The sequence below is a fragment of the Gordonia sp. NPDC003376 genome (assembly GCF_053589235.1).
On sequence record NZ_JBSFRM010000042.1, the window covers coordinates 1 to 25993 of the forward strand.

Below are 25993 nucleotides of genomic sequence, written 5' to 3' on the forward strand. Positions count from 1 at the left end.
GGGGGTTTCGACTCGACTTGTCGCTGCGCTCCTCGTCGGCTCAACCATCATGTGGCTCTTGGTGGTTGAGCCGGGACCGAGCATCGCGAGGACCCGTGTCGAAACCTGGTGAGCTGACCGTGTCCGCAGCCACTCCAGGTGTCGCACTCACCGTCGCTTCCGGGCAACCCAGATCCGTTGGGCCGCGATGATCGTCAGGCCGGCCGCCGCCGCCGACAGCGAGTACGCCGCCGTGCCCGCAATGCCGAACGACTCGTACAATTCGGCGCCGACCTTCGCACCGATGGCCGCGCCGGTGAAGGTGCTGAAGATGAAGATCGCATTGGCCCGCGGGCTGGCGGCGGCCACCTCGGCGAAGAAGGAGACCTGATTGGGGACCTGGACGACGAAGTTCATCGTCGCCAGGCCTGCCAGCGCGATCCCGATCACGACCGTGTCGGTCGGCTCGACGAGCAGGATGAGCGCGCCGGTGCATCCCATGGCCAACGCGGCCACACGGACGCCGTCGTCGCCGATGACGGACATCATGGTCCCGGCGAACGGTGTGACGACCGCTGCCACCAGACCGACGAGTGCGAACACACCCGCCTGCGTCGACGACATACCGGCATGGTCGACGAGGTAGAGCGCGGCGACGGTCCAGGCCGCATTGAACGAACTGAAGGCGAGGAACTGCAACGCCGAGGCGTAGCGCACCGCGGGACTGCTACGCAGGATCGCAGGCAGCGATGCGATCATCGCCCGATATGTGGCGACCCGCTCGGGTGGAGCATGCCTGTCCAGGACCGAGCCGACGACGATGACCATGGCCGCGACCGTGGCACCAGCGACAAGGTAGACGATGCGCCAGCCCCATGCCTCGGCGATCAGGGTGGCGAGGGCCCGCCCGCCGAAGATTCCGACGGCCAGACCCGCGACGATGACGGCGGTCGCGTTCCCGGCATGTTCGGGTGGCGCGACCCGAGAAGCGAGTGGATTCAGCAGCTGGACGACACTCGCTCCGGCACCGGCCAGGAACAGCAGCAGGCACAGCAGCCAGAGCTGCGGCGCCACAACGCAGATGACGAGCATGACAGCGGTGAACACCAGTTGAATCCGGATGAGCCGTCGAGGTCGACAGATCTCGCCCGCGGGCACGAGGGTGAGCACTCCGATCGCGTAGCCTGCCTGAACCGCGGACGCCGTCCATGCCGCGGTCGACGCGCTCACCCCGAACGTGGAAGCGACCCAAGCCAGTACCGGTTGGGGCAGATAGACGATGCTCACCGTGACACCCGACACGACGGCACCGACCACCACCACGAGCCACCACGGCGCCGAACTCACCCGCCGCGGGACGGTCCCGGCGGATGCGCCCGTAGCCCAATCGATGGTCACAGCGATCGGCTGGTCAAAGCGGGCTCGATTCCGAATGTGACCGCGAGGGCATCGATCTTGCGGGCGGTTGCGAGTCGTGGGGTGTCACTTCCGTCCCGGATCACGCCGCCGCGCAGTGCATGTGCCGCAAGGAAGTCCCGGGCCTCGGCCACGGCTTCGGGACTCGGACTCATCGCCGCGTTGATCAGTGGTGCGTGCATCGGCTGCAGACACAGCTTTCCCGTCATCCCCAGTGATGCACCGGTTCCCACTCGTGCGATCACCGTGTCGTCGTCCGGCGAGAGAGTCGGCCCGTCGATGGGGCCCGGGAGCCCGGCCGCCCTGCTGGCCACCACCAACCGCGAACGGGGGTAGGCCAGTGCTTCGTCGGTGTCGGCCACGCCGACATCGCGTCGGTAGTCGCCGCTCCCGAAGGCCAGACGCGTCGTATGTGGCTCTGCCGCGATATCCGTCGCGTTCTCGATGCCACGCGCCGACTCGATCAACGCCACGATCGGGGTCGCCGGGCCCAGGCCGGCGGCCGTGTCGGCGACGTCTCGGACGGATTCGGTCTTCGCCAGGATCACCCCGGCCAGTCCGTCGAGCCCGGAGAGATACTCGATGTCCTTGGCCCAGTGGGTGGTGGTGCGGTCGTTGATCCGCACCCAGGCCCGAGTACCCGCGAGCCATGAGACGAGGCGATCCCGTGCCGAATCCTTGGCGTGTGGCGCAACTGCATCCTCGAGATCGAAGACCACGACGTCGGGGTCGGCCCCCGGCGGTATGTCATGGGCATCGGGTCGCGCGGAATTCACGAGCAGCCAGGACCGCGCCAGCCGCTCGTCGATGCAAGGCGATGTGGACGTGCGCAACTGGGTCATCGGGTCTAGCCCTCCGTATCGGATCGATCAGGGAACAAGTGTCGTGCGCTGTGCTCGGGCGGTCCACCGACCGTCCGCCGAGGTCACCTCGATCGGATGGCCGAAGCACTCGCTGACGTGCTCCGAGGTGAGCACGGTCTCGACAGCGCCGGCCGAGACGACGGCGCCGTCGGCCATCAGCAGGCAGTGACCGGTGCTCGACGGCAGCTCCTCCAGGTGGTGCGTGACCGTCACCGTGGCCAGTCCCGGGACCTCGGTTCGGAGCAGGTCCATCATGGTGAGAAGCTGTTCGCGGGCAGCCAGATCCAGGCCGGTCCCGGGTTCGTCGAGCAGGAGCAGTCGGGGACGCGACATCAGTGCCCGGGCGATCAGTGCCCTTCCCCGCTCACCTTGCGACAGCGTCGACCACCGCAGCTCACGCCGTCGGTCCATCCCCGTGACACCCAACAGCATTGCGGCGCGCTCGATCTCATCCGGCTCGGGATGGCGGCGACGCGACAGGACCGACGTATTGGTCAACCCGCTGAGCACCACCTCGAAGACGGTGAGGTGCGCCTCCAGATGGTGTCGGGGATCCACGTGCCCGATGTCGGCCCGCAACCCCCGCATGTCGACTCGCCCGAGCACATGGCCGAGCACACTGACCGATCCTCGGGTCGGATGGACACGGGCGCCGAGCAGACTGAGCAGGGTGCTCTTGCCGGCACCGTTGGGCCCCAGAACGGCCCAGTGCTCGCCCTCGTTCACCGTGAAGTCGACCCCGCGGAGGATCGTCCGACCCTCGCGGACGAGATCGACATCACGGATGTCGAGAACGGTCTCATCTCTCACGGATTCCTCCTGTCTTGGTCGGTGCGTGGAACGACGGCCGAGCCGGGACGCAGGTCTGACCGGCTCGGCCGTCGGGTCTGGTGTCAGCGGGCGCCGGCAGCCCCCGTCGACACCGCTGGTGCCGACGTCGCCTCGGGCTCCTGAAGCCATGTGCGGACCTGCTTCTCATCCGCATCCAACAGTGGGGGTGCGGTGTGCGAGGTCCGGCCGATGGCCTCGCCGTCGAGGCGTTCGAGGCGCAGCGACGGACCGGGGAGTTCGATCGCCCCGAGGACGGGGTGATCGACCTGTACCAGGAGCCCCTGCGACCGGGTCTGATCCCATTCGTAGACCTCGTCGATCCGTCGGATCGCCCCCGACGGGACACCGGCCTCGGCGAAGGTCTGTAGCCAATGGGCACGGTCGGCGCGGGTGAGCGACGACTCGATGGCGTCCACGAGCTCACGGTGGTGTGCCATGCGATCGGCGTTCGTCCGGAAGCGGCCGTCGTCGCCGTCCATACCGATGGCGGAAACGAATGCCGTCCACTGACTCTCGGAGCCGACCGCGATCTGCACATGACCGTCGGCGCAGGCGAAGGCGCCGTACGGGGCGATCTGGGGATGGTGATTGCCGGAGGGCGCGGCCTGCTCGTGGGCCACGGTCCACCTGGTGCCCTGATATGCATGCGCACCCACCATCGCAGCGAGCAGCGATGTCCGGACCATGGCACCCCGTCCGGTCCTCGAGCGGTCGTGGAGTGCAGCGAGAACGCCGATCGTGCCGTTGAGTCCTGCGAGGATGTCGCCGATCGGAATGCCCACGCGCGTGGGGTGATCCGCATCGGGGCCGGTGACCGCCATCAGTCCGGCCTCGCCCTGTGCGATCTGGTCGTACCCCGCTCGGTGTCCCTCGGGGCCGTCGTGGCCGAAGCCGGTGATCGACAACACCACGAGTCCGGGATTCAGTGCCTCGAGCTGCTCGGCGGAGAAACCCAGCCGATCGAGCACGCCGGGACGGTAGTTCTCCACCAGGACATCGGCCCGGCGCAACAGATCCCGGAGTACCTGGGCGTCACCCGCCTCCTTGAGGTCCAGCTGGATCGACTCCTTGTTGCGGTTGGCCGCCAGGAAGTACGTCGCCTGCGGGTCGTCAGCGGGGCCGACGAAGGGCGGACCCCAGATGCGGGTGTCGTCGCCGTGGCCCGGGGGCTCGACCTTGATCACCCGGGCCCCGAGGTCGGCCATCATCATGGTGGCGTGCGGGCCGGCCAGTGCCCGCGACAGGTCGACGACCAGGATGTCGTCGAGAGGGGCCGTGTCCGTGGGGTTCTCGTCCCACGCGGTGGTGCTGTGCAGCGTCATGTGTTTCTCTGTGTTCTCGATTGCCGACGGCGGGCCGGGGTCAGTGGATGAGCAGAACTTTGCCGGTGGTCTTGCGTGATTCCAGTGCGGTGAAGGCATCCGTCACCTTGTCGACGGGGTATCGGTCGCCGATCGAGACGGTCAGGTCGCCCTTGGCGAGCCAGCCGAACAGCTCGTCGGTGCGGCGGCGGAGTTCCTCGGGTGTGTGGATGTGGTGCATGACGGTCGGGCGGGTGACGAACAGGGAGCCCGCCGGACTCAGCCGCCGGATGTCCAGCGGGGGAGTCGGTCCGCCGGAGTTGCCGAACACCGCGTAGGTTCCCCGGATCGCCAGCGACTCGAGGCTGCCGTCGAAGGTGGGTCCGCCGACACCGTCGTAGACGGCGGCGACGCCCAGTCCACCGGTGATGCGCTCGACCTCGGTGACGAAGTCGTCGTAGCCGATCGCATGGTCGGCTCCGGCCGCGCGTGCGGCGAGAGCCTTTGCCTCGGAGGACACGGTGCCGATCACCGTGGCGCCCCGCAGCTTCGCCACCTGGGTCAGCATCTGACCGACGCCGCCGGCCGCGGCATGCACGAGCACCGTGTCGCCGGTGTGGATCGGGTAGGTGTCGGTGGCCAGGTAGTGCGCGGTGACGCCTTGCATCAACACGGCGACCGCGTGCTCGTCGTCGACGTCGTCCGGGATCGGGACCACCTTCCCGGCGTCCACCGCGGTGTGGTCGGCAAAGCTGCCCTGCCCGCCGGCCAACCAGCCGACCCGCTGACCCACGTCGAGGTCGGTGACCGAGTCGCCCACCTCGGCGATGACACCCACGCCCTCGACACCGGCGAGGAACGGTGCAGCGACCGGTGTCATCCCCTGACGCTGGTATGCGTCGAGGTAGTTGACGCCGGAGACCGTCACCTCGACGACGACCTGACCGGCAGCCGCGGTGGGACGGTCGACCTCGACCACCTCGTAGACCTCGGGTCCTCCGTGGTTCTTCACTTCGATTGCGCGCATGTCCGTCTCCTGCCCTTCTGGGTGGTTCGATCGAGAGTTCTCGTGGCCGGGTCTGATTCGGATCAGATCGCCAGGCGGACGTTGATCTGCTTGGTCTGGGTGAAGCCGGCGATCATGCCCTCCAGGGACACCTCGCGGCCCATGCCGCTGTCCTTGACGCCGCCGTAGGCCTGTCCGACGACCTGACCGCCACCCTGATTGACCTGCACCCAGCCGGCCTCGAGCCGGTTGGCGGTGGTGAGCGCGTCGTTGATGTCGTCGCTCCAGACGTAGGCGGCCAGACCGTACGAGGAGTCGTTGGCCATCCGCACGACGTCGTCGACGTCCGTCCAGGAGATCGCCACGATCACGGGTCCGAAGATCTCCTCGCGGGCGAGCCGGAAGTCGTTGTCGCCGCCGGTGAACAGGGTCGGCACATGGAAGTAGCCCTCCGACAACCGTCCCGCAGTGGGTGGCGTCCCGCCGGTTGCGACGGTGAGGTTCGGATTCGCCAGTCCCTCGTCGATGTAGTCGCGGATCGAGGTGAACTGGGTCTCGTTGATCACCGCACCGATATCGGAGGCGTCGTCGAGCGGATCTCCCACCACGAGTTCCCGGAGACGGGCCGACAGGCGTTCGGTCACCTCGTCCTCCACGTCGCGGTGAAGGAACAATCGTGAACCGGCGGTGCAACTCTGGCCTTGACGGCTGACCCGTGAGGAGAGCAGCAGTCCGTCGATCAGGGCGTCGGTCACCGTGCCCGGGAACACGATCGACGGGTTCTTGCCGCCGAGCTCCAGCGAGACGTGGGCCAGGCGTTCGCCGGCGGAGGCCGCGATCCGTCGTCCGACCTCCGTGGAGCCGGTGAACGACACCTTGTCGACGCCCGGATGGTCCACCAGCATCGAGCCGGTGGTGCTGCCCGGCCCGGTGAGGACGTTGAGTACGCCGTCGGGCAGGAACTCCGAGCAGATCTCGGCGAGGAGGATGATCGACAACGGCGCGTCCTCGGCCGCCTTGAGGATCACGGTGTTGCCGGCCGCCAGGGCCGCCGGCACCTTGAAGCCGGCGATCATCAGCGGAGAGTTCCAGGGGAGTATCCCGGCGACCACGCCGATCGGTTCCTGCCGGGTGTACTGCAGTTGGTCTGCGCCCGCCGGGAGCGTGATGCCCTTCACCTCACCTGCGACGCCACCGAAGTAGCGGAAGAGCGAGGCCAGAGTGGCCACCTCGGGACGGGCCTGCGTGCGGATGGCATTGCCGGTGTCGGCGGCGGTAATCCGGGCGAGATCTTCGGCGCGCCTTTCGATCTCGTCGGCGATCTGCAGCAGGACCCGCTGCCGGGCGGTGAAATGCGCGTCGCGCCAGGGACCGAAGGCGCGGCGTGCGGCATCGACGGCACGGTTGACATCTGCCGCACCTGCCTGCGGAACGCGGGCGAGGACGACGCCGGGCCGGGCCGGGCTGATGATCTCCCGCCATTCGCCGGTGCTCGAGTCCGCCCAGGAGCCGTCGATCAGCATCAGCTTGGTGGTCACATCGTCTGCAGCGGGGCGGTTTTCGGTGGTCAGCAGCAGGCTGTCGGTCATGACAGGGTCCTTCCCTCGGTGGTGTCGGCGCCCACTGCACCGGCAGGGGCTCTGGTGGTGGTCGCAGGAATGGTGGTTGCAGGAGTGGGGGGTGCGGGTGCCGTGACGGGCGGCGCGTCGGCGCGGTCGATCGCGAAGTAGTCCACCCCGCGGGTCTCCCGAGCGAGGATCAGCGCGACGGCGCTCACGAGCAGGGCGGCCAGCAGGTAGACGGTGATGGGTCCGGAACCGCCGAATGCCGCGAGGAGCGCGCCCGCGATGATCGGGGCCGCCGCACCGGCGAAGATCGAGGTGACCTGTGCGCTGATCGAGATGCCGGTGTAGCGCATCCGGGTGGGGAACATCTCGGTGAAGTAGGCCGCTTGCGGACCGTACATCAGTGCCTGGGCGATGAGGCCGATGATGAGCGCCCAGAAGATGATCCAGGTGTTGTGGGTGTCGTACATCGGGAACACGACGAGCGCCCAGACGGCGGCGAGGACGATGCCGGACCCGATCACGGGCCTGCGGCCGATCCGATCGGACAGGTAGCCGCAGAACGGCACGCTGACCAGGTGCACGATGTGGGCGAAGAGCATGACCTCGAGGATCTCGGATGCCTCGGCGTGGACCGCGATGGTCAGATAGGTGATCGTGAACGACGCGACCATGTAGTAGGTGGTGTTCTCCCCGAAGCGCATTCCCATCGCGGTGAGCAACTCACGCGGCCGCTCACGGAGCACCTCGCGAAGCGGGGACTGCTGCTTCTCCTGGGCTGCGGCCCTCGCCTGCGCCGCCTTGAACACCGGTGCGTCGTCGATGGAACGTCGGATGTAGTAGCCGAGCAGCACCAGCGCGGCCGAGGCGAGGAACGCGATCCGCCAGCCCCAGGCGAGGAATTGGTCGTCGTCGGTCGTTGCTGCGAGTACGGCCATCATGGCCGTGGCGAGGATGTTGCCCGCGGGTACGGCGGCCTGCGGGAAGCTGGCCCACAGACCGCGCCGATCCGAACCTCCGTGTTCGCTGACGAGCAGTACGGCGCCACCCCACTCGCCGCCGAGGGCGAATCCCTGGATGAAACGCAGGACCACCAACATCACCGGCGCCCAGACCCCGACCATGGCGTAGGTCGGGAGCAGACCGATGGCGACGGTGCACAGCCCGATGATCAACAGGCTCAACTGCAGGAGCTTCTTGCGACCGATGGTGTCGCCGTAGTGGCCGAAGACGATCCCGCCAATGGGCCGGGCCACGAATCCCACGGCATAGGTTCCGAAGGCCGCGATGATCCCGACGATGTCGGAGCCGGCGTTGGGGAAGAACACCTTGCCGAAGACCAGTGCGGCGGCGGTGCCGTAGATGAAGAAGTCGTACCACTCGATGACCGTGCCGGCCGACGACGCCCCGATGATCCTCAACGATGGGCGTTTCCGCGAATCCGCAGTGGGCCCAACAGTGTTCGTGGTCATCGCGCCGCCCCTACCCGAGTGGCACCGGTAGCCGCACGCAACGACGTGATCAGTGAGGAGCAGTCCAGCTGTGCGGCGCCGCCCTCGAGATGCTCGCCGAACAAGCGGAGGGCGGTGCCCGCGGTTTCCAGTGCGCTTCCGGTCGACTCGCCGGCCCTGAGCGCCAGGGTCAGGTCCTTGACCAGGAGGGCGGTGGTGAACCCCGGTGTGAAATCACGGCCGCTGGGGGAGTTCTCGACGACGCCCGCGACGGGGTACCAGTGGCGGAGCGCCCAGTTGTCTCCGGAGGAGCGGGACACGACCTCGAAGAGTGCGGTGGTGTCGAGGCCCAATTGCTCTGCGAGCGCGACACCTTCGCAGGTTGCGGCGAGGCAGGTACCCAGGATCATGTTGTTGACGATCTTCACGGCCTGACCGGAGCCGGGGCCGCCGATGAGTTCGACGAACTTGCCGTATGTTTCGAGGATCGGGCGTGCGGTGTCGAATGCCGCGGCATCGCCCCCGACCATGACGGTCAGCGTTGCGGCCTCGGCGCCGGTGATCCCGCCCGAGACGGGGGCATCGAGGAACTGCACACCGCGGCGCCCCGCTTCATCGTGCAGACGTCGGGCCTGGATGACGTCGACGGTGGACGAGTCGATGATGACGGTGTGCGGGTCGGCTGCGTCGAACACTCCGCCGGTCCTGGTCAGAACGTCGGTGACGAGATCGCCGTTCGGCAGCATCGTCACCACGAAGTCCGAGCCCCGGACGGCTGTGGCGGCGTCATCGTAGAGGGTGACTCCGTTGGTGGCCGCGGTTGCTGCCATCACCGGATTGATCTCCAGGCCGCGGACCTCATGTCCTGCCTTGATCAGGTTGGCGGCCATGGGATTACCCATCTGGCCCAAACCGATCCATGTGATCGTCGCCATCGACTTCTCCTGCTCGTGTGGTTGGGGGCACCCGCCACCTGGTGTGCGGCGGATGAACTGAGTCACAGCGTGGCCCCGACATGACGTGCAAACAAGCACCGAGTTGGAAAGATGCACATGCTAAAGTGCAAAATAGCTGGTCGCATGCTGTTCTCTGTCGAGATGGGTAGTCATGAATGATCCTCAGACCGTCCTCCGGAATCTCAAGACCGATGACCTCCGGTACCTGCTGGCCGTGGCGAGTACGGGCCGGATCGGTGCGGCGGCAGATCATCTGAACGTCGATGCGAGTACGGTGTCGCGCCGGCTCAGGGTGCTCGAAAAGACCTTGGGCACAAGAGTCATCACGAGATCTTCCGATGGATGGGAGCTCACCGACTTCGGTAGTTCCATCGTCGAGCGCGCCAGACCCATCGAAGACGCTCTCGAGAGCGTTGCGCGCGCCGTGGGCGGGGAATCCGACGATGCGATCCGCGGTGACTTCAGGCTCACCGCACCGGATGGGTTCGCGACCGCCTTCGTGGTGCCGGCACTCAAGCGCCTACGGATGAAGCATCCTGGCCTGAACATCGAACTCCTCACAGCGACAAGGCAGCTCAATCTGCATCAGGCAGGATTCGATCTCGCGATCGCCGTCGGCACGCCGGTGACCAAGCGGCTGTTCACCGAAACGCTGACGTACTACCGCCTGGCCTTCTACGCCACCGACGAGTACCTCGAGCGCAACGGCACGCCACGGGATCTCGACGAGCTCGCCGGGCACACCATCGCGTTCTACGTGGAATCCCTGTTACAGGTGGGCGATCTCGACTTCAGCCACTATGCGCCGGGGGTCGACGTCCGGTTCGCCTCCACCAACATCTTCGCCCAACTCGAGGCAGCCGCGTGCGGAGCCGCGATCGCCCTGATCCCTCGGTTCATGGCGCTGCGGGAACCCCGGCTCCGCGAATTGGGTCACCTCCGACTCGACGGGCGTCTGCGCTACGTCCTCGCTGCTCGACGCGAGGCTCTGACGAGGCCGACCGTGATGGCGGTTCGGAGTGCCTTGGCGCAGGAGGTCGCCTCGCGCGCCGAGGAACTCGTCTAGTGCCGCCCGAGGAACTCGGCTGGTGTCGCCGAGGAACTCGTCTGGTGCCGGTGGCGGACCACTGATCTCCTCACGTTGTGAAACGGCACGGCCTGGGCTGGCGCTTCGTGCAATTCTGCAAGTGGTCGCTGTTGACCTGGGCGTTGACCGCCCAGGCGGGTCTACCGACACTTGGAGCACCGAACAACAACGACGGAGATCGGATGCTATTGGCGCGCCGGTCTTTTCGAAGGAGATTCTGATGAGCACGATCGCCTGGATCGGACTGGGACACATGGGTGTGCCGATGTCGCGCAACATGGTCGAGGCCGGACACACGGTGTACGGATACGACATCTCGGAGGCACAACGTGCGGCGGCGCGGGCGAACGGTGTCCAGATCGCCGATTCCATCGCCGATGCCGTACGCGATGCCGACGCGGTGTTCACCATGTTGCAGTCGGCGAAGGTCGTCGAAGAGGTCGTGACCGGCCCCGATGGTGCGTTCGCCAACATGCCCACGGGCACGGTCGTGGTGGATTGTTCGACCATCGGCATCGACATGGCGAAGACGCTGGCCGCCGCGGCGGCAGACCACGGTGTCGGCTTTGTCGACGCACCGGTGTCCGGCGGTGTGGAGGGGGCCGCAGACGGCACCCTCAGCCTCATGCTCGGCGGCGAGATCGAGCATGTGGCAGCCGCAGAGCCGCTCCTCAAGTCGGTGGGCTCCTACATCGTCCATGTCGGGCCGAGCGGCGACGGTCAGGCGATGAAGGTCGTCAACAACGCGATGATGGCGGTGGGAATGGCCACCGCCTGCGAGGTGTCGGTCCTCGCCCAGCGACTCGGGCTCGATCCGCAGGTGTTCTTCGACATCGTCACCCGGTCATCCGGAGAGTCATGGGTCTTCCGCAACTGGTTCCCGCTCCCGGGCGTGGTGGAGACGTCGCCGAGCTCCCACGGATACGAACCCGGATTCATGATCGATCTGATCCACAAGGACCTCCGACTGGCCACGGCCACCGCGGCCGAACACGATGTCCGCCTCGAGACGGCCACCGCCGCCCAGCAGCTCTTCGCCGGCGCATCGGCGGCCGGTGCCGGCGAGCTCGACTGCACCGGGCTTGCGGTCACCCTGGGTGCCGACGTCGGAAAGCCGGTTGTCGCAGTGTGATTCCGTGCAGTGTGATTCCGTGCTGTGTGATTCCGTGCGGCCCGCCCGAGGAGGCGGGCCTTGTCCGATCAGAACCGACCCGAGGAACTCGTCATGTCCCTGTTCGTCTTGACCTACCGCTACATCGACGACGCCGAGCGTGTTGCTCGCGTGCGTCCCGAACACCGTGCCCACCTTCGGGAGCTGTCCGACGCGGGTGAACTGGTCCTGGCCGGTCCGCTGGGCGCTCCGGGGCCGTTGGGTGGCCTGCTGATCTTCGACGTCGACTCCGCGGCTCGCGTGGTCGAACTCTCGGACGAAGATCCGTTCCACATGCATGGCATCGTGCAGGAGCGCACGGTCCAGCCGTGGACCCTGTCGATCGGAAGCGAGATCTTGTTGTTCGACAACTGAATCAGCTGGTATTGCGCACGGGCCGGGTGCTCTCTTCGGCAGGGGAGGGCCCCGGCCGTACGTCGTCGATCCGTCAGGCCGGGACGGTGCCGCATGGGGAAAGGCGGCGCACGACGTGGTCGGCGGCCAGGGCCGTGACATCACAGACCGCCCCCAGTGGCAGCAGCGCACGGGTGCCGGCCGCGGTGTCGTGTTCGCCTGCACGAAGCACGATGCGTGGCCTGTCGGTGATCCCATGTGCGGAGACCGCCACGGCGAGGTTGTCCAGATCGCTCGATCCCACCGCGGCGATCGCAGCAGCCTTCGACAGCCGCGCCTTCTGGAGCAACGCACGATCGATGCCATGGCCGACGATCGTGGGGATACGTAGGTCGTGGATGATCCGCAGGCCGGGGGCATCGTGATCGCGTTCGACGGCCAAGACCGGTATCCCCAACTCGCGCAGTTGGATACATAGCCGGGCGCCGACCTGACCGAGACCCACGACGATGACGTGTCCGCTGCGTGGCAGCGAACGCGGCCCGAGCAGGCCGAGTAGGCGTGGACCGATGGACCGGTCGACGATTCCCGCCGTGAAGACGGCCGTGACGATGACGGTGACGAACATCGACAGTGCGGCCAGGACGGCGTAGGCCGAACCGTGCGGATCCTCGGCCGGGCCCACGGTGGTGACCACCCGGACCGCCTCGTGCAATGCGGTGGGGACGGTCCGGTGCTCGGCGAGCACGAGCCACATCAGATCCACGACCACGATGGCCGCCAGGCCGACGAGGCCGAGGAGCATCATCCGGGACCCCACGTCGGTGGTCCGTGCGAAGCCGCTCAGGTGCGTTGCGGCCGTGGCGGCACCTCGGGTGATCGCCCGCAAGAACCCGCGTCCTCGGCCGGACTCGGTGTCGAGTGTGGTGTCGCCGATGCACATTCGCGTCAGATGCGGCACCGCCAGATCGGCGGGTGAGGTCACCTCGCAGTGTGGCACCAGGCGTTTCAGTTCGTCGCCGATCGTGCGATCGAAGATCGTGACCAGGATCGACGCATCCGGTGCGCGGTGTGCACAGGCGAGTGCGTGGTGTAGCGCCCGGATGTCGTCGTGTTCGAGGATCGCCACCCAACGGGTCCCGGGACCGAGCGCGACCGCCAGGTCGGTGTCCGTGGGCGCCGGAAGGTGGACGGCCCCGGTACCCCTCAGGGTCAGCTCGGTGGCCACCCGCTCGGCAGCCGAGGTCCGGCCGATGATGACATACGGCGACCCCGAACCGGTGTCACCGCCATCGGTCGAATCGGTTCGGGGACGCCTCGGCGTGCCGGCGCGGAGCCGTCTCGACATATCCGAGATCAGCGAACGCTTGTGTCGCACAGGGCCGATCGATCCGACATCGGGCAAGAGATCCGCCATCAGGCCACCTCCCTCGTTGATGGTTTTCCCGCATCTCCGAGCACGGAGACTTCTCGCGCCGCTCGGCACGATGAACGTTCAACCTAGGTTGTCGATCCATGAGAGTCAATGCAGCAGAGGAGAAGTGGGAGTTGGTCGGGTCTGATCGAGGTGTCGCGCCGAGCGTCCGGTCCGGTACACATGGCACTGTCTGCATCCGACACACATAGCGCCGCGAGTGCTCGCAATACTTCGTAGGTCGGCGCCGCAGTGATCTGGGACACAGGTCCTCGGTCCCGACGAGACAAGTGTTCATGTTCTCTCGAAGGGGATCGTCAATGTCCATCGAATCCATCGCTGTCGACCCGGGCCTGGGATTCTCACCGGAAAGCCGGAGTTTCGCGCAGTTGATCGACGGCGAGCTGGTCGCCGGCGCGACCTCGACCCCGGTCGTCGATCCGGCCACCGGTGCTCCGTTCGCGACCGCCCCCGTTGCCGATTCCGGCCAGCTCGACACCGCTGTCGCCGCAGCCCGTCGCGCCCTCGGCCCGTGGCGTGCCACCTCCTGGGAAGCACGGGCAGCCATAGTGATCCAGATCGCCGACATCATCGAGTCCAACTCCGAGGTGCTCGCGCGGCTGACCACTCTGGAACAGGGAAAACCGCTCTCCGAGGCACGAGACGATGTGCAGTGGTCGGCCGACTTCGCCCGCCACTTCGCGTCCGTCCGGCTGACCCCGGAGGTCGTGCGGGACGACACCACGGCCTACGTCGAGATCCGGCACGATCCGGTAGGTGTCGTCGGGGCCATCTGCCCGTGGAACTTCCCCCTGTTCCAGGCGGTGTACAAGCTGGCGCCGGCGCTGATCACCGGTAACACCATGGTGCTGAAGCCGTCACCGACAACGCCGCTCGCCACCATGTACTTCGCGGAGCTCGTCGCGGAGGTGATCCCCGCCGGCGTCTTCAACGTCGTCGGCGATGCCGGCGAGCTCGGACCGATGCTCACCGAGCACGCCGGTATCGACAAGGTCTCGTTCACTGGATCGACCGGGGTCGGCCGGCGGGTGATGGCGGCATCCGCGCAACAGCTCAAGCGGATCACGCTCGAACTCGGTGGTAACGATGCGGCGATCGTCCTCGACGACGTCGATGTACGTGATGCGGCTCGCGGGTTGTACACGTGGGCCTTCGCCAATGCGGGGCAGGTGTGTGTCGCCATCAAGCGGATCTACGCGCCGGCCGCCATCTACGACGACCTGGCCGATGAGATCGCCCGACTCGCCCGGGAGACCGTCGTCGGACACGGCCTCGCCGACGGCACCCAGATGGGCCCGGTCCAGAATGCCAAACAGCATGCTGCCGCGAAGAACTGGATGGATCTGGCCTCCGCGCACGGACAGGTGATCGCCGGTGGTGCGCTCGGTGACGGCCCCGGCTTCTTCGTGCAGCCGACCGTCGTGCGAGACATCGTCGAGGACAACCCGCTGGTCACCGAGGAGACCTTCGGTCCGGTCCGTTCGATCATGCGGTACACCGACATCGACGACGCCCTGGCCCGCGCGAACAACACCCCGTACGGACTGGGTGGATCGGTGTGGGGATCCGACGTCGAGCGGGCCACGAACCTGGCCGCACGTCTCGAGACCGGGACGTCGTGGGTCAACCATCACTTCGCGCTGACACCCGATGTGCCGTTCGGCGGACACAAGCAGTCGGGCCTGGGAGTGGAGTTCGGGACCGAGGGCCTCAAGGAGTTCACGGAGGTCCACGTCGTCAACGTCAACCGATCCTGAACCCCCGTCGAAATCACTCACCCCATCGAGAGGACATCATGAAAACCACTGCAGCTGTTGTCATCGAGCCCGGAAAGCCGATCGAGATCGAGGAGCTGACCCTGGACAAACCACGCGAGAACGAGGTACTCATCCAGTATCTGTACGGCGGTCTGTGCCACTCCGACGTGCACATCTCCATCGGCGACACCATCGCCCGGCTACCGCTCGTGCTCGGACACGAGGGCGCGGGGATCATCCTCGAGACCGGTCCGGGGGTACAGCGGGTCAAGCCCGGTGACCGGGTGGTCTGCTCCTTCACGCCGTCCTGCGGCAAGTGCAAGTACTGTGCGACCGGACGTAGTTCGGTGTGCGACATGAGTTCGGCGATGCTGGAGGGATATCTGCCCGGACCGCGGTTCCCGATCACCGGGCCCCGCGGGGACTACGGCGCGATGTGCCTGTTGGGTACGTTCAGCCAGTACGGGGTGATCCACGAGAGTTCGGCGATCAAGGTCGACGACGATCTGCCCCTCGACAAGGCGGTTCTCGTCGGTTGCGGCGTACCGACCGGGTTCGGTGCGGCCGTCAACACCGGCCAGGTGAAACCGGGCGAGAACGTCGTGGTCTACGGCATCGGTGGCATCGGCATCAATGCGGTCCAGGGCGCAAAGCTCGCCGGTGCGGCGGAGATCATCGCCGTCGATCCGCTGGCCAACAAGCGGGCCAAGGCCCGTGAACTGGGGGCGACCCAGGCGTTCGAGACGGCCCAGGAGGCAAAGAACTTCGTCGATCATCTCACCAACGGTCAGGGTGTCGAGTGCGCGATCATCACCACCGATCTGATCACCGACGAACAGGTCACCGATGCGTTCAACATCATCGAGCGATGCGGGAATGTCGTACTCACCGCGCTCAATCGGGTCGACGAGATCACCATCAAGATCCCCAGCGCGGAGATGAGCTACTTCCGCAAGCACCTGCGTGGCTCGCTCTACGGTGACTGCAACCCGGCCACCGACATCCCGCGTCTGCTCCGGATGTACAAGAACGGGCAGATCAAACTCGACGAACTCGTCACTCGGGAGTACCGGCTCGAGGACGTCAACCAGGGCTACGATGACCTGCTGAACGGCAAGAACATCCGCGGCATCATCAAACATCAGCACTGATCGCCTGGCGATCATCGCCCCGGGGTGGTCGGCGTCCGTTGCCGGCCACCCCTGTCATCTGTTCTCCAACAGAGCTTCTCGCATCCGGCACCGAATCGGTGCCGGGGTGTTCTCGGCCTCCTCCCTCTCACGAACGGTTTTCGCAATGACCGACAACGCTGCGCTTCTCGCGCGGGGAACCCGCCCATGGTCCGCCTCGTGGGCCTGGCTCACTCGTGGCCTCGTACGTACCGCTGTGATACTCGCCCTGTCCGTGGTCTCCTGGTGGCTGCTCGTGGACCCGACCACCAACATCGTCGGCTGGAATGTCTACCCGGAACCCTTCACCAGCTGGCTGTTCTGGTGCCTGATCATCATGGTGGCCCTCGGGTTCAATCTCGAGTTCCACCACTTCGAGGGTCTCCGGCAGCCTCTTCGGGGGATCGTCCTCGTCACGGTCAGTGCGGCGGGAGCGGCATTGGTCACGTTCCTCCTGTCCGCGTGGCTCGGCGACATGGCGCCGAGCTTCGCCGGCTCCCGCGAAGGCGGTGCGGGGTATGCGGCCGCATCGAACTGGGTCCTCTACGCATTCCTGTTCTACGTGATGAGTGTCGTCAACTGGAACCACTGGCCGTGGACCGACGAACGAATCACACAGCCGTGGAAGGGTGTCGCGGAGATCGTCGCCCTGTTCTTCCCGACCACCGTGGTGTACGCACTCTTCTCGCTCCCGAATCTCCTGCTCGACGGGACGAACCCGATCCTGTCGATGGACGTGTCCGTCGGCTACTTCTACTCGTGCATCCTCAGTGTCGTCCTGACCGGCAACCTCACCGACAACTGGCCGTGGCGACTCGCGGGATCACCCGCACGGGTCGCGCTCGCCTCCGTGGTGGGCAACCTCGTCCTCGGCGCCGTGCTGTTCTTCGCACTTCGCGGGCTCGTCCCGGTCGTCATCGGCGCCGACAATGCCGCGGCGATCGGTACCGCGACCGCCTCCATGCCCGCGCAACTCGGCGTGTGCTGGGTGATGTGGGCCATTCTGTGGCCCAACGCATTCGACAATCACCCCACGGTGGGACGGCCACTGCACGTCCAGTACTCGGCGCGGCTGATCATCACCTTCGTGCTCGCGGTGGTCACCTTCGTGCTGTACTACTTCGTCGTCGCGGGCCCGGTGCTGCACGAACCCCGGACCGGGGTGAACATGGCCGGAAACGCCCTGGGATTCATCGATCTGTGCATCCTCTGGGCACTGTGGTACCTGCTCTGCTTCAACTCCTGGGGTCTTCGATCGCAAGACTCCGGGGCTGCTGTCGCCGTCGACCAGGAGCAGACCGTCGACTCCGTCCGAGTCACCCCCACATGACAACGATCACCCAATCCGAACCCGGCCGACATCCGTCGACCACCGAACAACCAGTAGGAGAAGCGCAATGCTCGTCGACATCCCGACCAATATTCTCGAACTCGGCGTCCTCGACACCAATCGTGTTCCGTGGGAGACCATCACGATCCCCCAGACCGGTGCCCAGATCCCCATCAAGCAGCTCGTCGCCGATCCGGAGACGGGAAATGGAGGTGCGTCTGGTCCGCTATCCGGCCGGGTTCACCAATCACTGGCACACCCATCCACACGCACACGGAATGTTCGTTCTCGACGGCGTCCTGGCCACGCACGACGGCGAGTACGGCCCGGGGAGCTGGGTGTGGTTCCCGGAGGGCGGATGGATGGAGCACGGGGCGACGACGGAGAACGACGTGACGTTCGTCTTCGTCACCAACAAGGCCTTCGCGATCTGCTACGCGGATGATGACGATCATCCCTACCCGCTCGACCGACCGTCGGTGTGACCGACACCTCTGCCCCCGCGCCGTCTCCGAGGAGGCGCGAGGGCAGAGGTGTCGACGGTGACTCAGACCGCCACGGGGGAGGCGGGCGTGTCGATCCACACCGACCCGTATCGCGTGTACTGGACGGGTGGCTCGATGTGTTCGTGGAGATCGTCGGCGGCGGAGCGGACCCAGAAGGGATCCCGGAGCAGTTGCCTGCCGACGAAGACCAGGTCTGCGCGTCCGTTGCGCAGGATCTCCTCGGCCTGTCGGCCCGTCTGGATCAATCCGACCGCCCCGGTGGGGATGTCGAGTTCGCGACGGAGCAGTTCGGCGGCGGGGACCTGGTAGTTGGGGTACGCGTTCACCGAGACCGGTGCGATACCACCGGAGCTGCAGTCGATGAGGTCGACACCCTGCTGCTTCATCAGTCGCCCGTATTCCAGGAACGAGGTCGGCGTGTTGCCGCCCTCGGCGTGGTCTGTGCTGGAGATCCTGACGAACAGCGGTCCGTTCCAGTACTTCTGGACCTCGTCGATGATCTCGCCGACGATCCGGTAGCGGTTCTCCGGGCTTCCTCCGTACTGGTCGGTGCGCTGGTTGGCCAGGGGAGACAGGAACTGGTTGAGCAGGTACCCGTGCGCGGTGTGGACCTCGAGGATGTCGAACCCTGCGGCCGCGCTGCGGCGGGCGGCCTGCCCGAACCAGGTGACGATCTCGCCGATCTCGGCGACGGTGAGTTCTCGTGGCACCGAGGCGCCTTCGGTGAAGGGGATGGGCGACGGCGCGATGCTGTCGGCGTCGGATGCCGTGGTGTTGCGGCCGGCGTGCGAGATCTGTGCCCCGACCCGGGACCCGAATGCGTGCAGTTGGTCGACGAGTTCGGCGAGGCCGGAGATGTGGCGGTCGTCCCAGATGCCGAGATCTCCGTCACCGATCTTTCCGTGGCGGTCGACGGCGAGGGATTCGACGAAGATCAGACCGGTTTGCCCGAGGGCTCGCGCCGTGTAGTGCGTGCGGTGGAAGTTGCTGACCCTCCCCTCGTCATCGGCGCTGTGCGTGCACATGGGCGACATCACCACCCGGTTCTTGAGCGTGACATTCTTGATGGTCCAAGGGGACAACAGGAGGGAAGACATGCGGAACCTCTGTGTGGGCTGGATGTGCGAACGCCCCCGACTCTATCCATCCACCATCGGTCGACTTCAGTACGCACTTTGTTGTGCAGTAGGGAGTTTCAGGTGCCAAAGGAACATTCGTGGAAGTCGGTGACATCGGTGATACCTACGTGGGGCCCGCGGTGACGGGGCCGGTCGACACAGCTGTCGAGCATGCTCTCGCCTGTCCGGTATCGGTGACCGTGGATGTCATCGGAGGCAAGTGGAAGGCGATAGTTCTCTACCATCTGCTCTCTGGCACAAGGCGATTCAACGAACTACGCCGTCTGATCCCCGATGTCACCCAGCGGATGCTCACACGGCAGTTGCGGGAACTGGAGAGTCGGGGAATCGTGACGCGGACCGTGTATGCGCAAGTGCCGCCCAGGGTCGAGTACTCGTTGACCGAACTGGGGAAGTCGTTGACACCGATCATCGTTGCGATGAGAGACTGGGGGGAGGCCTATGAATCGGCGCAGGCAGCGGGTTCCGATGGACAGGTGTGACCGCCATTTGTCCACGGGGATAGCAATGTTCGTCTGATTCATTCGCAAAAATACTCATCCGCAACCTCTTTCGAAGGTGACGGTCGGCGCATACCCTTGCCCCATGAACGATCACGAGATTGATGACCGGTCGCGCGGACGTGTCGATCTGCACATCGAGACCGACACCGGTGTTGCGACGGTCACGATGAGTCGACCGGCGAAACTCAACTCACTCACCCAGAAGATGTATGACGACCTCCATGACGCGTGCGACGTGGTCGAGAATGCGCCGGGAGTCCGTGTCGTCATCCTGTGCGGTGCCGGGCCGGCGTTCTGCTCCGGTTCGGATATCGAGTGGTTCCGGACGTTCTCGACCGGTGACGACGGGGTCGACTACGACCGACGATTCGTCGAACTGGTGCAGCGGGTCGAGGGCCTCGGGGTCCCGACCGTCGCAGCCGTCCGGGGCGTCTGTGTGGGTGCCGGACTCGTCCTGGCGGCGGCGTGCGATGTCCGGGTGGCGGCGACTGATGCGACGTTCGGTCTGCCGATCGCGCGGACGCTGGGGAATGTGCTGTCGGCCTATCCGGTGGCGCTGTTGGCGGAACGGTTGGGCGGTGCTCGGTTGATGGCCCTGGTGGCAACGGCGGCGATCATCGACGTGGACGTCGCGGTCGTTGCCGGGTTCGTCACCGACGTGGCCACACCGGACGAGCTGGGACGTGCGGCTCACGCACTGGCGATGTCGATGCGAGATGGATCGGCCGGAACGGTGGCGGCCACTCGTCAGACCCTGGCCCGGCTGCGTCGAAGTGGGCTCCCGGATACGAGTGACCTGGTGCGAGAGGCCTACTCCTCGCAGGGGTTTCGCGACGCCGTCCGATGCTTCGGGGAGGGTACCGCGATGAACTGGGCGGCATCGTGAACGGGCGGACATCCGGATCGGTTCGGGCGCAGCGTGTTCGGGCGGTGCGCGAGCCTAGGACAGGTCGAGTTCCTTCATGTGGTGATAGAGGCTGCTCCGGCTGATCCCCAAGAACTCGGCTGCGTGCGACTTGTTGTCGTGACTGACCTCGAGAGCGTGGAGAATCGCGTCGCGTGATGCCCGTTGCCATGGCGTGAACGAGCGCTGGGTGCCCTGCCGGATATGCAGCGGGAGGTCGGAGAAGCGGATCACGCGAGTGGACGCCACCGACGCCAGCGCCGTCAACGACGCCTGCAGTTCGACGAGGTTACCCGGCCACCCGTACTCGACCATCGCCTTCATCGCCGGGACGTCGAACTGGTAGTGAGATCCGTGCGGCTTGATGGCGCGGACGACACCGGGTAGGTCGTAGCGCAATTCGCGCAGCGGTCGGGTGTCGATCCGGTTGGCGAACCGTCCGAGGAACGCGGTATTCGGTGGCCGTCCGGTCGGGTCGTAGGTCGCCACGAGCCGGGTGGCCGACGATCGGGCGAGTTCCGCGAGGAGGGACAGGGTCTCGTCGGGGAGCAGATCGGAGTCCTCGACCAGGAGCACGGTGTCGTCGCGATTGTCGAGGTGGTCCAGGAGTTCCCATCGGGCGCGTTCCGGATCGATGGTGGCGCCGTTCACCTCGTGGACGGGTCGTCCGGCCACCGCGGCATGTGCGACGGTCGACCGACCCGTCCCTGCCTCGCCCACGACGATCACGGAGCGCTCGGTGGCGCGAGCCCGGGCCTCGGCTTCCTGGAGCAGCAGATAGGTGTCCGGCCGCGTACTTCCGCGAGGGATCGGCGCCCGATCGGTTGTGCGGATGGTCAGGACCGTGCCGGCGGAAGATCGGTGCGACACGGTGACTTTCGCATCGGACCCGTTCTGCAACGTGAACGAGGTGGTCGCCCCCTCGGATACGGAGGTGGCGGCGGCGCGGAGTTGTTCCATGTCGGGGGTCGTGAATAGTCCGGTCGCGGCGGGATTGTTGAGCAGGAGATCGGGCCCGTATGCGATGACCGGCCGGCTGGTGCGGGAACTCGCCCGAGTGAATGCGGCGACGAGTTCGCGCGTGGTGTCCGTCCGGCTCTGTTCGAGCTCCCACTGGATGTTTCGGATGGCCTGGTCGACGACGGGGACCATGAGCGGACTCTCGGCAGGTGCGTCCATCATGATGTCGAGGACGCCTTCGACGCGGCCGGTGACCGGATCGAAGATGGGTGCACCATAGCAACTGAAGCGTTTCATCGGTACGACGAAGTGTTCGTCGCCGTGGATGAAGATCGGCCGGTGGGTGGCGAATGGGGTTGCGAGGGCGTTGGTTCCGGTGCGTTCCTCGGACCAGACGGTGCCCACCTCGGCGCCCATCGAGCTCATCGCCCGGGACAGGGAGCTGTCGGTGTACACGGTCCTGATCAACCGCGCTGTCCGGTCGGTCAGCATGAAGGCGAATCGCCCGTCGCCGATCATGTCGCGCAAGCGGTCGAGGACCGGAAAGGCCGTCCTGGCAAAGGGGCCATCCGGATCGACGGTGTGGTCCTCGGTGTGGTAGACCGTGGCTGGGGTGAGTCCGCAGATGGCCGCCCGAGACCATGACTGAGCGATCTCCGGCCGGAGTTCGAGTCCCTCGAAAGTGTTGTTGCGCATATTGTCTCCAAGCGGCACAGAACCTTCGAGGGTTCGGCCGCACGCATCCACGTCAGTCATTGCAGACGCCGTGATCCATCAGCCGTGCACACACAGCACGCCTTCGAGAAGGTTACCACCGCGGGTAGGGCGTTGGGTACGTGATCCGAGGCCCGCGAGGAAGATCTGCTGTGGCCATTCTGTTCTGCTCTGTTCCGTGTCGCGATCGTGGCTCGGGTGACGCGTCACGCTCGCGATCGTGGTCGTCCAGGCTTCGGTGCGCGCCGGCACGAGGCCGTCCTGAGGCGAGTGATCCTTGGTGGCAGGTCACCTCGGGGTGAGCAGAGCGACCGGGTGGTCTGGCCGTCGTAGGGGACGGGTGCGTGGGGCGGTCCGCGAACGCTCGTCGTCGGTAGATCCCGAGACCCCGTGACCAAAACTGGAACGTGTTCTAAACTAGAACACGTTCATACTTCTGAGAGCGAGGACAACGTGGCCGTCGACCAGGCAACTCGGGCGCAGGTCGCCCGGGATCTGTGGAACGCGGAGCAGTCGGCGTCGGCGATCGATCGGCCGTCGGATGTGTTTGCGGGGTTGGATGTGGTGGATGCGTATGAGATCCAGTTGATCAATATTCGGAGGCGTCTCGATGCGGGTGCCCGGGTCGCGGGTCACAAGGTGGGCCTGGCGTCGGAGGCGATGCAGGAGATGATGGGGGTGGATGAGCCGGATTATGGTCATCTGCTCGATGAGATGCGGTATTTCGAGTCGACGCCGATCGATTCCTCGCGGTTCTGCTTTCCCCGGGTGGAGGTGGAGGTGGGGTTCATCCTGGGGGCGGATCTGCCGGGCGCGGGGTGTACGAATGCCGATGTGGTGGAGGCGGTGGAGTGGGTGGTGCCGGCGATCGAGTTGATCGATTCGCGGGTCCGGGATTGGAAGATCACGTTGTGCGACACGATTGCCGACAATGCGTCGTCGTGTGGGTGGGTGTTGGGGGAGGGTCGGGTCCCGATCGGTGAGATCGAGGTGGCTGACGTCGATGCGGTGTTGCACCGTAATGGTGGGGTCGTGGCGGAGGGTAATTCGTCGGCGGTGTTGGGGGATCCGTTGACGGCGGTGTCGTGGTTGGCGCGGAAGGTGGAGGGTTTCGGGGTGCGGTTGCGTGCGGGGGATGTGGTGTTGCCGGGGACGGCGACGCGGGCGATCGATGTGGTGGCGGGGGATCGGTTTGTCGCGGAGTTCGCGGGGTTGGGTTCGGTCTCCCTCGACTTCACCTGAGCGCCGGTTCCGCGGCCGAGCATCGGTGCCGACCACAAGACGACGAATTCATATGACCGACAGCACGATTATGGACTTTCACTTCTAGGAGGTGACCCGTGGCAGCATTGACTGCGGCGATCATCGGATCGGGCAACATCGGTACCGATCTCATGTACAAGTTGGAGCGGTCGGAGGTGATCGAACCCCGCTGGATGGTGGGGATCGACGCCGACTCCGAAGGTATGAAGCGTGCGGCCGACCACGGCCTGATCACGATGAGCGGCGGTGCTGACGAACTACTCGCGTCGTCGGAGCGTCCCGACCTGATCTTCGAGGCCACGTCGGCGTACGTACATCGCGAATACGCGCCGAGATACGAGGCGGCCGGGATCGTGGCGATCGACCTGACCCCGGCGGCCGTCGGCCCCGCGGTGGTCCCGCCCGCCAACCTGCGTGAGCACCTCGGCGCGCCGAACACCAACATGATCACCTGTGGTGGCCAGGCGACCATCCCGATGGTCCACGCGGTGAGCGCGGTGGTACCGGTGCCCTATGCCGAGATCGTGGCGTCGGTGGCGTCGGTCTCGGCCGGACCGGGTACCCGTGCCAACATCGACGAGTTCACCCGCACCACGTCGAAGGGCGTCGAGACCATCGGTGGCGCCACCCGGGGCAAGGCGATCATCATCCTGAATCCGGCCGACCCGCCGATGATCATGCGCGACACCATCTTCTGTGCGATCCCCGACGACGCCGACACGGAGGCGATCGCGGAGTCGATTCACAAGCGGGAGAAGGAGATCCAATCATATGTACCCGGGTATCGGCTATTGCAGGACCCGCAGTTCGATCCACCGAGCGTACTCAACGGCGGTCACGCGCGCGTGTCCATCTTCGTCGAGGTGGAGGGTGCGGGCGACTTCCTGCCGCCATATGCAGGCAACCTCGACATCATGACCGCCGCGGCCACGAAGGTGGGCGAGGAGATCGCCAGGCAGAAGGTGGGACAGAGCGCATGAGCACGGACCTGATGGCCGACGCGCGCAGGTATTCCGACACCCTCGATATCCGGATCACCGACTCGTCGCTGCGCGACGGCAGCCACCACAAGCGCCACCAGTTCACCGAGGAGGAGGTTCGCTTCATCGTCGGCGCCCTCGACGCCGCCGGTGTCCCGGTGATCGAGGTGACCCACGGGGACGGCCTCGGCGGGTCGTCGTTCAACTACGGATTCTCCAAAACGCCTGAGCAGCAACTCATCAAGGCTGCTGCGGAGACCGCCGAGCGCGCCAAGATCGCGTTTCTGATGCTCCCGGGCCTGGGTACCAAGGACGACATCCGCGCGGCCCAGGACAACGGGGGCCAGATCTGCCGGATCGCCACGCACTGTACCGAGGCCGATGTGTCCGTCCAGCACTTCGGGTTGGCCCGCGACCTGGGGCTGGAGACCGTGGGGTTCTTGATGATGAGCCACTCGCAGCCACCTGAGGTGCTCGCGCAGCAGGCGCGGATCATGGCCGACGCCGGATGCCAGTGCGTGTATGTTGTCGACTCCGCCGGGGCCTTGGTCCTCGAGGACGTCACCGTACGGGTGCAGGCCGTCGTCGCCGAACTCGGTGACGACGCGCAGGTCGGGTTCCATGGACACGAGAATCTCGATATCGCCGTGGCCAACTCGATCAATGCGATCCGGGCCGGCGCCCAGCAGATCGACGGGTCCATCCGCCGCTTCGGTGCCGGTGCCGGAAACACCCCCACGGAAGCGTTCGTCGGGGTCTGTGACAAGCTCGGCATCACCACCGGCGTCGACTTCATGAAGATCGCCGATGCCGCACAGGACGTGGTCCGTCCGGCGATGCCGAGTGAGTGCCTCGTCGACCGTTCGGCCATGATGATGGGCTACGCCGGCTGCTATTCGAGCTTCCTCAAGCACGCCGAGGGGCATGCCGAACGCTACGGGGTCTCTGCGGCGGAGATTCTCATCGAGGCGGGCAACCGCAAGCTCGTCGGCGGTCAGGAAGACCAGCTCATCGACATCGCGCTCGAACTCAGGAAGAAGGCGGACGCGAACGCCGGCGTCTGAGTCTCGTATCGCACACGGGCCACGGCCGTTTCACATGGTGGTGACGTCCTCGGCATCGCCGCTCGATACGGCTGTGCCGGTCGGTGATCGAGATGGACCGAGCGAAGCGAGGACCCCCGAACGCTGATTGAGCCGGGACCGAGCGGAGCGAGGACCCCCGAACGCTGATTGAGCCGGGACCGAGCGGAGCGAGGACCCGTGTCGAAATCTCCACAGCGTGCGTGGGATGCGTGACCGCCTCCGGAGTGGTCACGTTGGCGAGGTCGGCCGACAGAGGGTTTCGACACGACTTGTCGCTACGCTCCTCGTC

At 66.0% G+C, this 25993-nt stretch carries 23 protein-coding genes; 12 read left to right on the forward strand and 11 right to left on the reverse strand.

What is annotated here, in order from left to right:
* Positions 1 to 147: 147 nt before the first annotated feature.
* From ACWDUA_RS24380 to ACWDUA_RS24415, 8 genes are all read right to left on the reverse strand, one after another.
* Positions 148 to 1377: an MFS transporter gene (locus ACWDUA_RS24380; RefSeq protein ID WP_449753608.1), complete on the reverse strand. Its 1230-nt coding sequence runs from the start codon at positions 1375 to 1377 to the stop codon at positions 148 to 150.
* Positions 1374 to 2237, reverse strand: coding sequence for an HpcH/HpaI aldolase/citrate lyase family protein (locus tag ACWDUA_RS24385; protein ID WP_449753609.1), 864 nt, complete (start codon positions 2235 to 2237; stop codon positions 1374 to 1376). Before ACWDUA_RS24385 ends, ACWDUA_RS24380 begins: the two co-directional genes overlap by 4 nt.
* A 27-nt stretch (positions 2238 to 2264) precedes the next feature.
* Complete coding sequence (locus ACWDUA_RS24390; protein ID WP_449753610.1) at positions 2265 to 3068, reverse strand: ABC transporter ATP-binding protein; 804 nt, start codon at positions 3066 to 3068, stop codon at positions 2265 to 2267.
* A gap of 83 nt (positions 3069 to 3151) precedes the next feature.
* Positions 3152 to 4411 carry a CaiB/BaiF CoA transferase family protein gene (locus ACWDUA_RS24395; protein WP_449753611.1) on the reverse strand — a complete coding sequence of 420 codons (1260 nt, stop codon included), beginning with the start codon at positions 4409 to 4411 and terminating at the stop codon, positions 3152 to 3154.
* A 40-nt stretch (positions 4412 to 4451) separates the two neighbouring features.
* Positions 4452 to 5417 (reverse strand): quinone oxidoreductase family protein, encoded by a 966-nt coding sequence (locus ACWDUA_RS24400; RefSeq protein ID WP_449753612.1) that lies wholly within the window; start codon positions 5415 to 5417, stop codon positions 4452 to 4454.
* Positions 5418 to 5479: 62 nt separating this feature from the next.
* The gene (locus tag ACWDUA_RS24405) at positions 5480 to 6985 is read right to left on the reverse strand and encodes an aldehyde dehydrogenase family protein (protein WP_449753613.1); all 1506 of its coding nucleotides are present in this window, start codon (positions 6983 to 6985) and stop codon (positions 5480 to 5482) included.
* Positions 6982 to 8433 carry an MFS transporter gene (locus tag ACWDUA_RS24410; protein ID WP_449753614.1) on the reverse strand — a complete coding sequence of 484 codons (1452 nt, stop codon included), beginning with the start codon at positions 8431 to 8433 and terminating at the stop codon, positions 6982 to 6984. The genes ACWDUA_RS24405 and ACWDUA_RS24410 overlap by 4 nt, the downstream gene beginning before the upstream one ends.
* Positions 8430 to 9347: an NAD(P)-dependent oxidoreductase gene (locus ACWDUA_RS24415; RefSeq protein WP_449753615.1), complete on the reverse strand. Its 918-nt coding sequence runs from the start codon at positions 9345 to 9347 to the stop codon at positions 8430 to 8432. The genes ACWDUA_RS24410 and ACWDUA_RS24415 overlap by 4 nt, the downstream gene beginning before the upstream one ends.
* A gap of 172 nt (positions 9348 to 9519) precedes the next feature.
* Between ACWDUA_RS24415 and ACWDUA_RS24420 the strand changes: the two genes are divergently transcribed.
* The 3 genes from ACWDUA_RS24420 (at position 9520) to ACWDUA_RS24430 (ending at position 11980) form a co-directional block, all read left to right on the forward strand.
* Entirely contained in the window at positions 9520 to 10434 is a 915-nt protein-coding gene (locus ACWDUA_RS24420) for a LysR family transcriptional regulator (RefSeq protein WP_449753616.1), read from the forward strand.
* Between the two features lie 121 nt (positions 10435 to 10555).
* A complete protein-coding gene (locus ACWDUA_RS24425) occupies positions 10556 to 11587 on the forward strand; it encodes an NAD(P)-dependent oxidoreductase (protein WP_449753617.1) in 1032 nt (343 codons plus the stop codon).
* Between the two features lie 60 nt (positions 11588 to 11647).
* Complete coding sequence (locus ACWDUA_RS24430; RefSeq protein ID WP_449753618.1) at positions 11648 to 11980, forward strand: YciI family protein; 333 nt, start codon at positions 11648 to 11650, stop codon at positions 11978 to 11980.
* 73 nt (positions 11981 to 12053) lie between these two features.
* Here ACWDUA_RS24430 and ACWDUA_RS24435 read toward each other — a convergent pair whose 3' ends face one another.
* Positions 12054 to 13376, reverse strand: coding sequence for a potassium channel family protein (locus tag ACWDUA_RS24435; RefSeq protein ID WP_449753619.1), 1323 nt, complete (start codon positions 13374 to 13376; stop codon positions 12054 to 12056).
* A 317-nt stretch (positions 13377 to 13693) separates the two neighbouring features.
* On the opposite strand from ACWDUA_RS24435, the gene ACWDUA_RS24440 reads away from it, so the two are divergent.
* The 4 genes from ACWDUA_RS24440 to ACWDUA_RS24455 all read left to right on the forward strand — a co-directional run bounded on the left by ACWDUA_RS24440 (position 13694) and on the right by ACWDUA_RS24455 (position 18135).
* Positions 13694 to 15151, forward strand: a complete 1458-nt coding sequence (locus ACWDUA_RS24440; RefSeq protein WP_449753620.1) for an aldehyde dehydrogenase family protein — start codon at positions 13694 to 13696, stop codon at positions 15149 to 15151.
* A 38-nt stretch (positions 15152 to 15189) separates the two neighbouring features.
* Positions 15190 to 16302, forward strand: a complete 1113-nt coding sequence (locus ACWDUA_RS24445) for an NDMA-dependent alcohol dehydrogenase (protein ID WP_449753621.1) — start codon at positions 15190 to 15192, stop codon at positions 16300 to 16302.
* A gap of 145 nt (positions 16303 to 16447) precedes the next feature.
* A complete protein-coding gene (locus ACWDUA_RS24450) occupies positions 16448 to 17650 on the forward strand; it encodes a hypothetical protein (RefSeq protein ID WP_449753622.1) in 1203 nt (400 codons plus the stop codon).
* Positions 17651 to 17856: 206 nt separating this feature from the next.
* A complete protein-coding gene (locus ACWDUA_RS24455) occupies positions 17857 to 18135 on the forward strand; it encodes a cupin domain-containing protein (RefSeq protein WP_449753623.1) in 279 nt (92 codons plus the stop codon).
* Positions 18136 to 18197: 62 nt separating this feature from the next.
* Here ACWDUA_RS24455 and namA read toward each other — a convergent pair whose 3' ends face one another.
* Positions 18198 to 19253 (reverse strand): NADPH dehydrogenase NamA, encoded by a 1056-nt coding sequence (namA, locus tag ACWDUA_RS24460; RefSeq protein ID WP_449753624.1) that lies wholly within the window; start codon positions 19251 to 19253, stop codon positions 18198 to 18200.
* A 119-nt stretch (positions 19254 to 19372) separates the two neighbouring features.
* Here namA and ACWDUA_RS24465 point away from each other — a divergent pair, with 119 nt between their 5' ends.
* Both ACWDUA_RS24465 and ACWDUA_RS24470 read left to right on the forward strand, forming a co-directional pair.
* The gene (locus tag ACWDUA_RS24465; protein WP_449753625.1) at positions 19373 to 19777 is read left to right on the forward strand and encodes a winged helix-turn-helix transcriptional regulator; all 405 of its coding nucleotides are present in this window, start codon (positions 19373 to 19375) and stop codon (positions 19775 to 19777) included.
* Positions 19778 to 19880: 103 nt separating this feature from the next.
* On the forward strand, positions 19881 to 20684 hold the full coding sequence (locus ACWDUA_RS24470) for an enoyl-CoA hydratase-related protein (protein ID WP_449753626.1): 804 nt from the start codon (positions 19881 to 19883) through the stop codon (positions 20682 to 20684).
* 54 nt (positions 20685 to 20738) lie between these two features.
* Here the strand turns inward: ACWDUA_RS24470 and ACWDUA_RS24475 are convergent, their stop codons facing one another.
* Positions 20739 to 22358, reverse strand: a complete 1620-nt coding sequence (locus tag ACWDUA_RS24475) for a sigma-54-dependent Fis family transcriptional regulator (protein ID WP_449753627.1) — start codon at positions 22356 to 22358, stop codon at positions 20739 to 20741.
* A gap of 471 nt (positions 22359 to 22829) precedes the next feature.
* Here ACWDUA_RS24475 and ACWDUA_RS24480 point away from each other — a divergent pair, with 471 nt between their 5' ends.
* From ACWDUA_RS24480 to dmpG, 3 genes are all read left to right on the forward strand, one after another.
* Complete coding sequence (locus ACWDUA_RS24480; RefSeq protein WP_449753628.1) at positions 22830 to 23618, forward strand: 2-keto-4-pentenoate hydratase; 789 nt, start codon at positions 22830 to 22832, stop codon at positions 23616 to 23618.
* A gap of 98 nt (positions 23619 to 23716) precedes the next feature.
* Positions 23717 to 24619: an acetaldehyde dehydrogenase (acetylating) gene (locus ACWDUA_RS24485; RefSeq protein WP_449753629.1), complete on the forward strand. Its 903-nt coding sequence runs from the start codon at positions 23717 to 23719 to the stop codon at positions 24617 to 24619.
* On the forward strand, positions 24616 to 25683 hold the full coding sequence (dmpG, locus tag ACWDUA_RS24490) for a 4-hydroxy-2-oxovalerate aldolase (protein WP_449753630.1): 1068 nt from the start codon (positions 24616 to 24618) through the stop codon (positions 25681 to 25683). Before ACWDUA_RS24485 ends, dmpG begins: the two co-directional genes overlap by 4 nt.
* Positions 25684 to 25993: the final 310 nt, after the last annotated feature.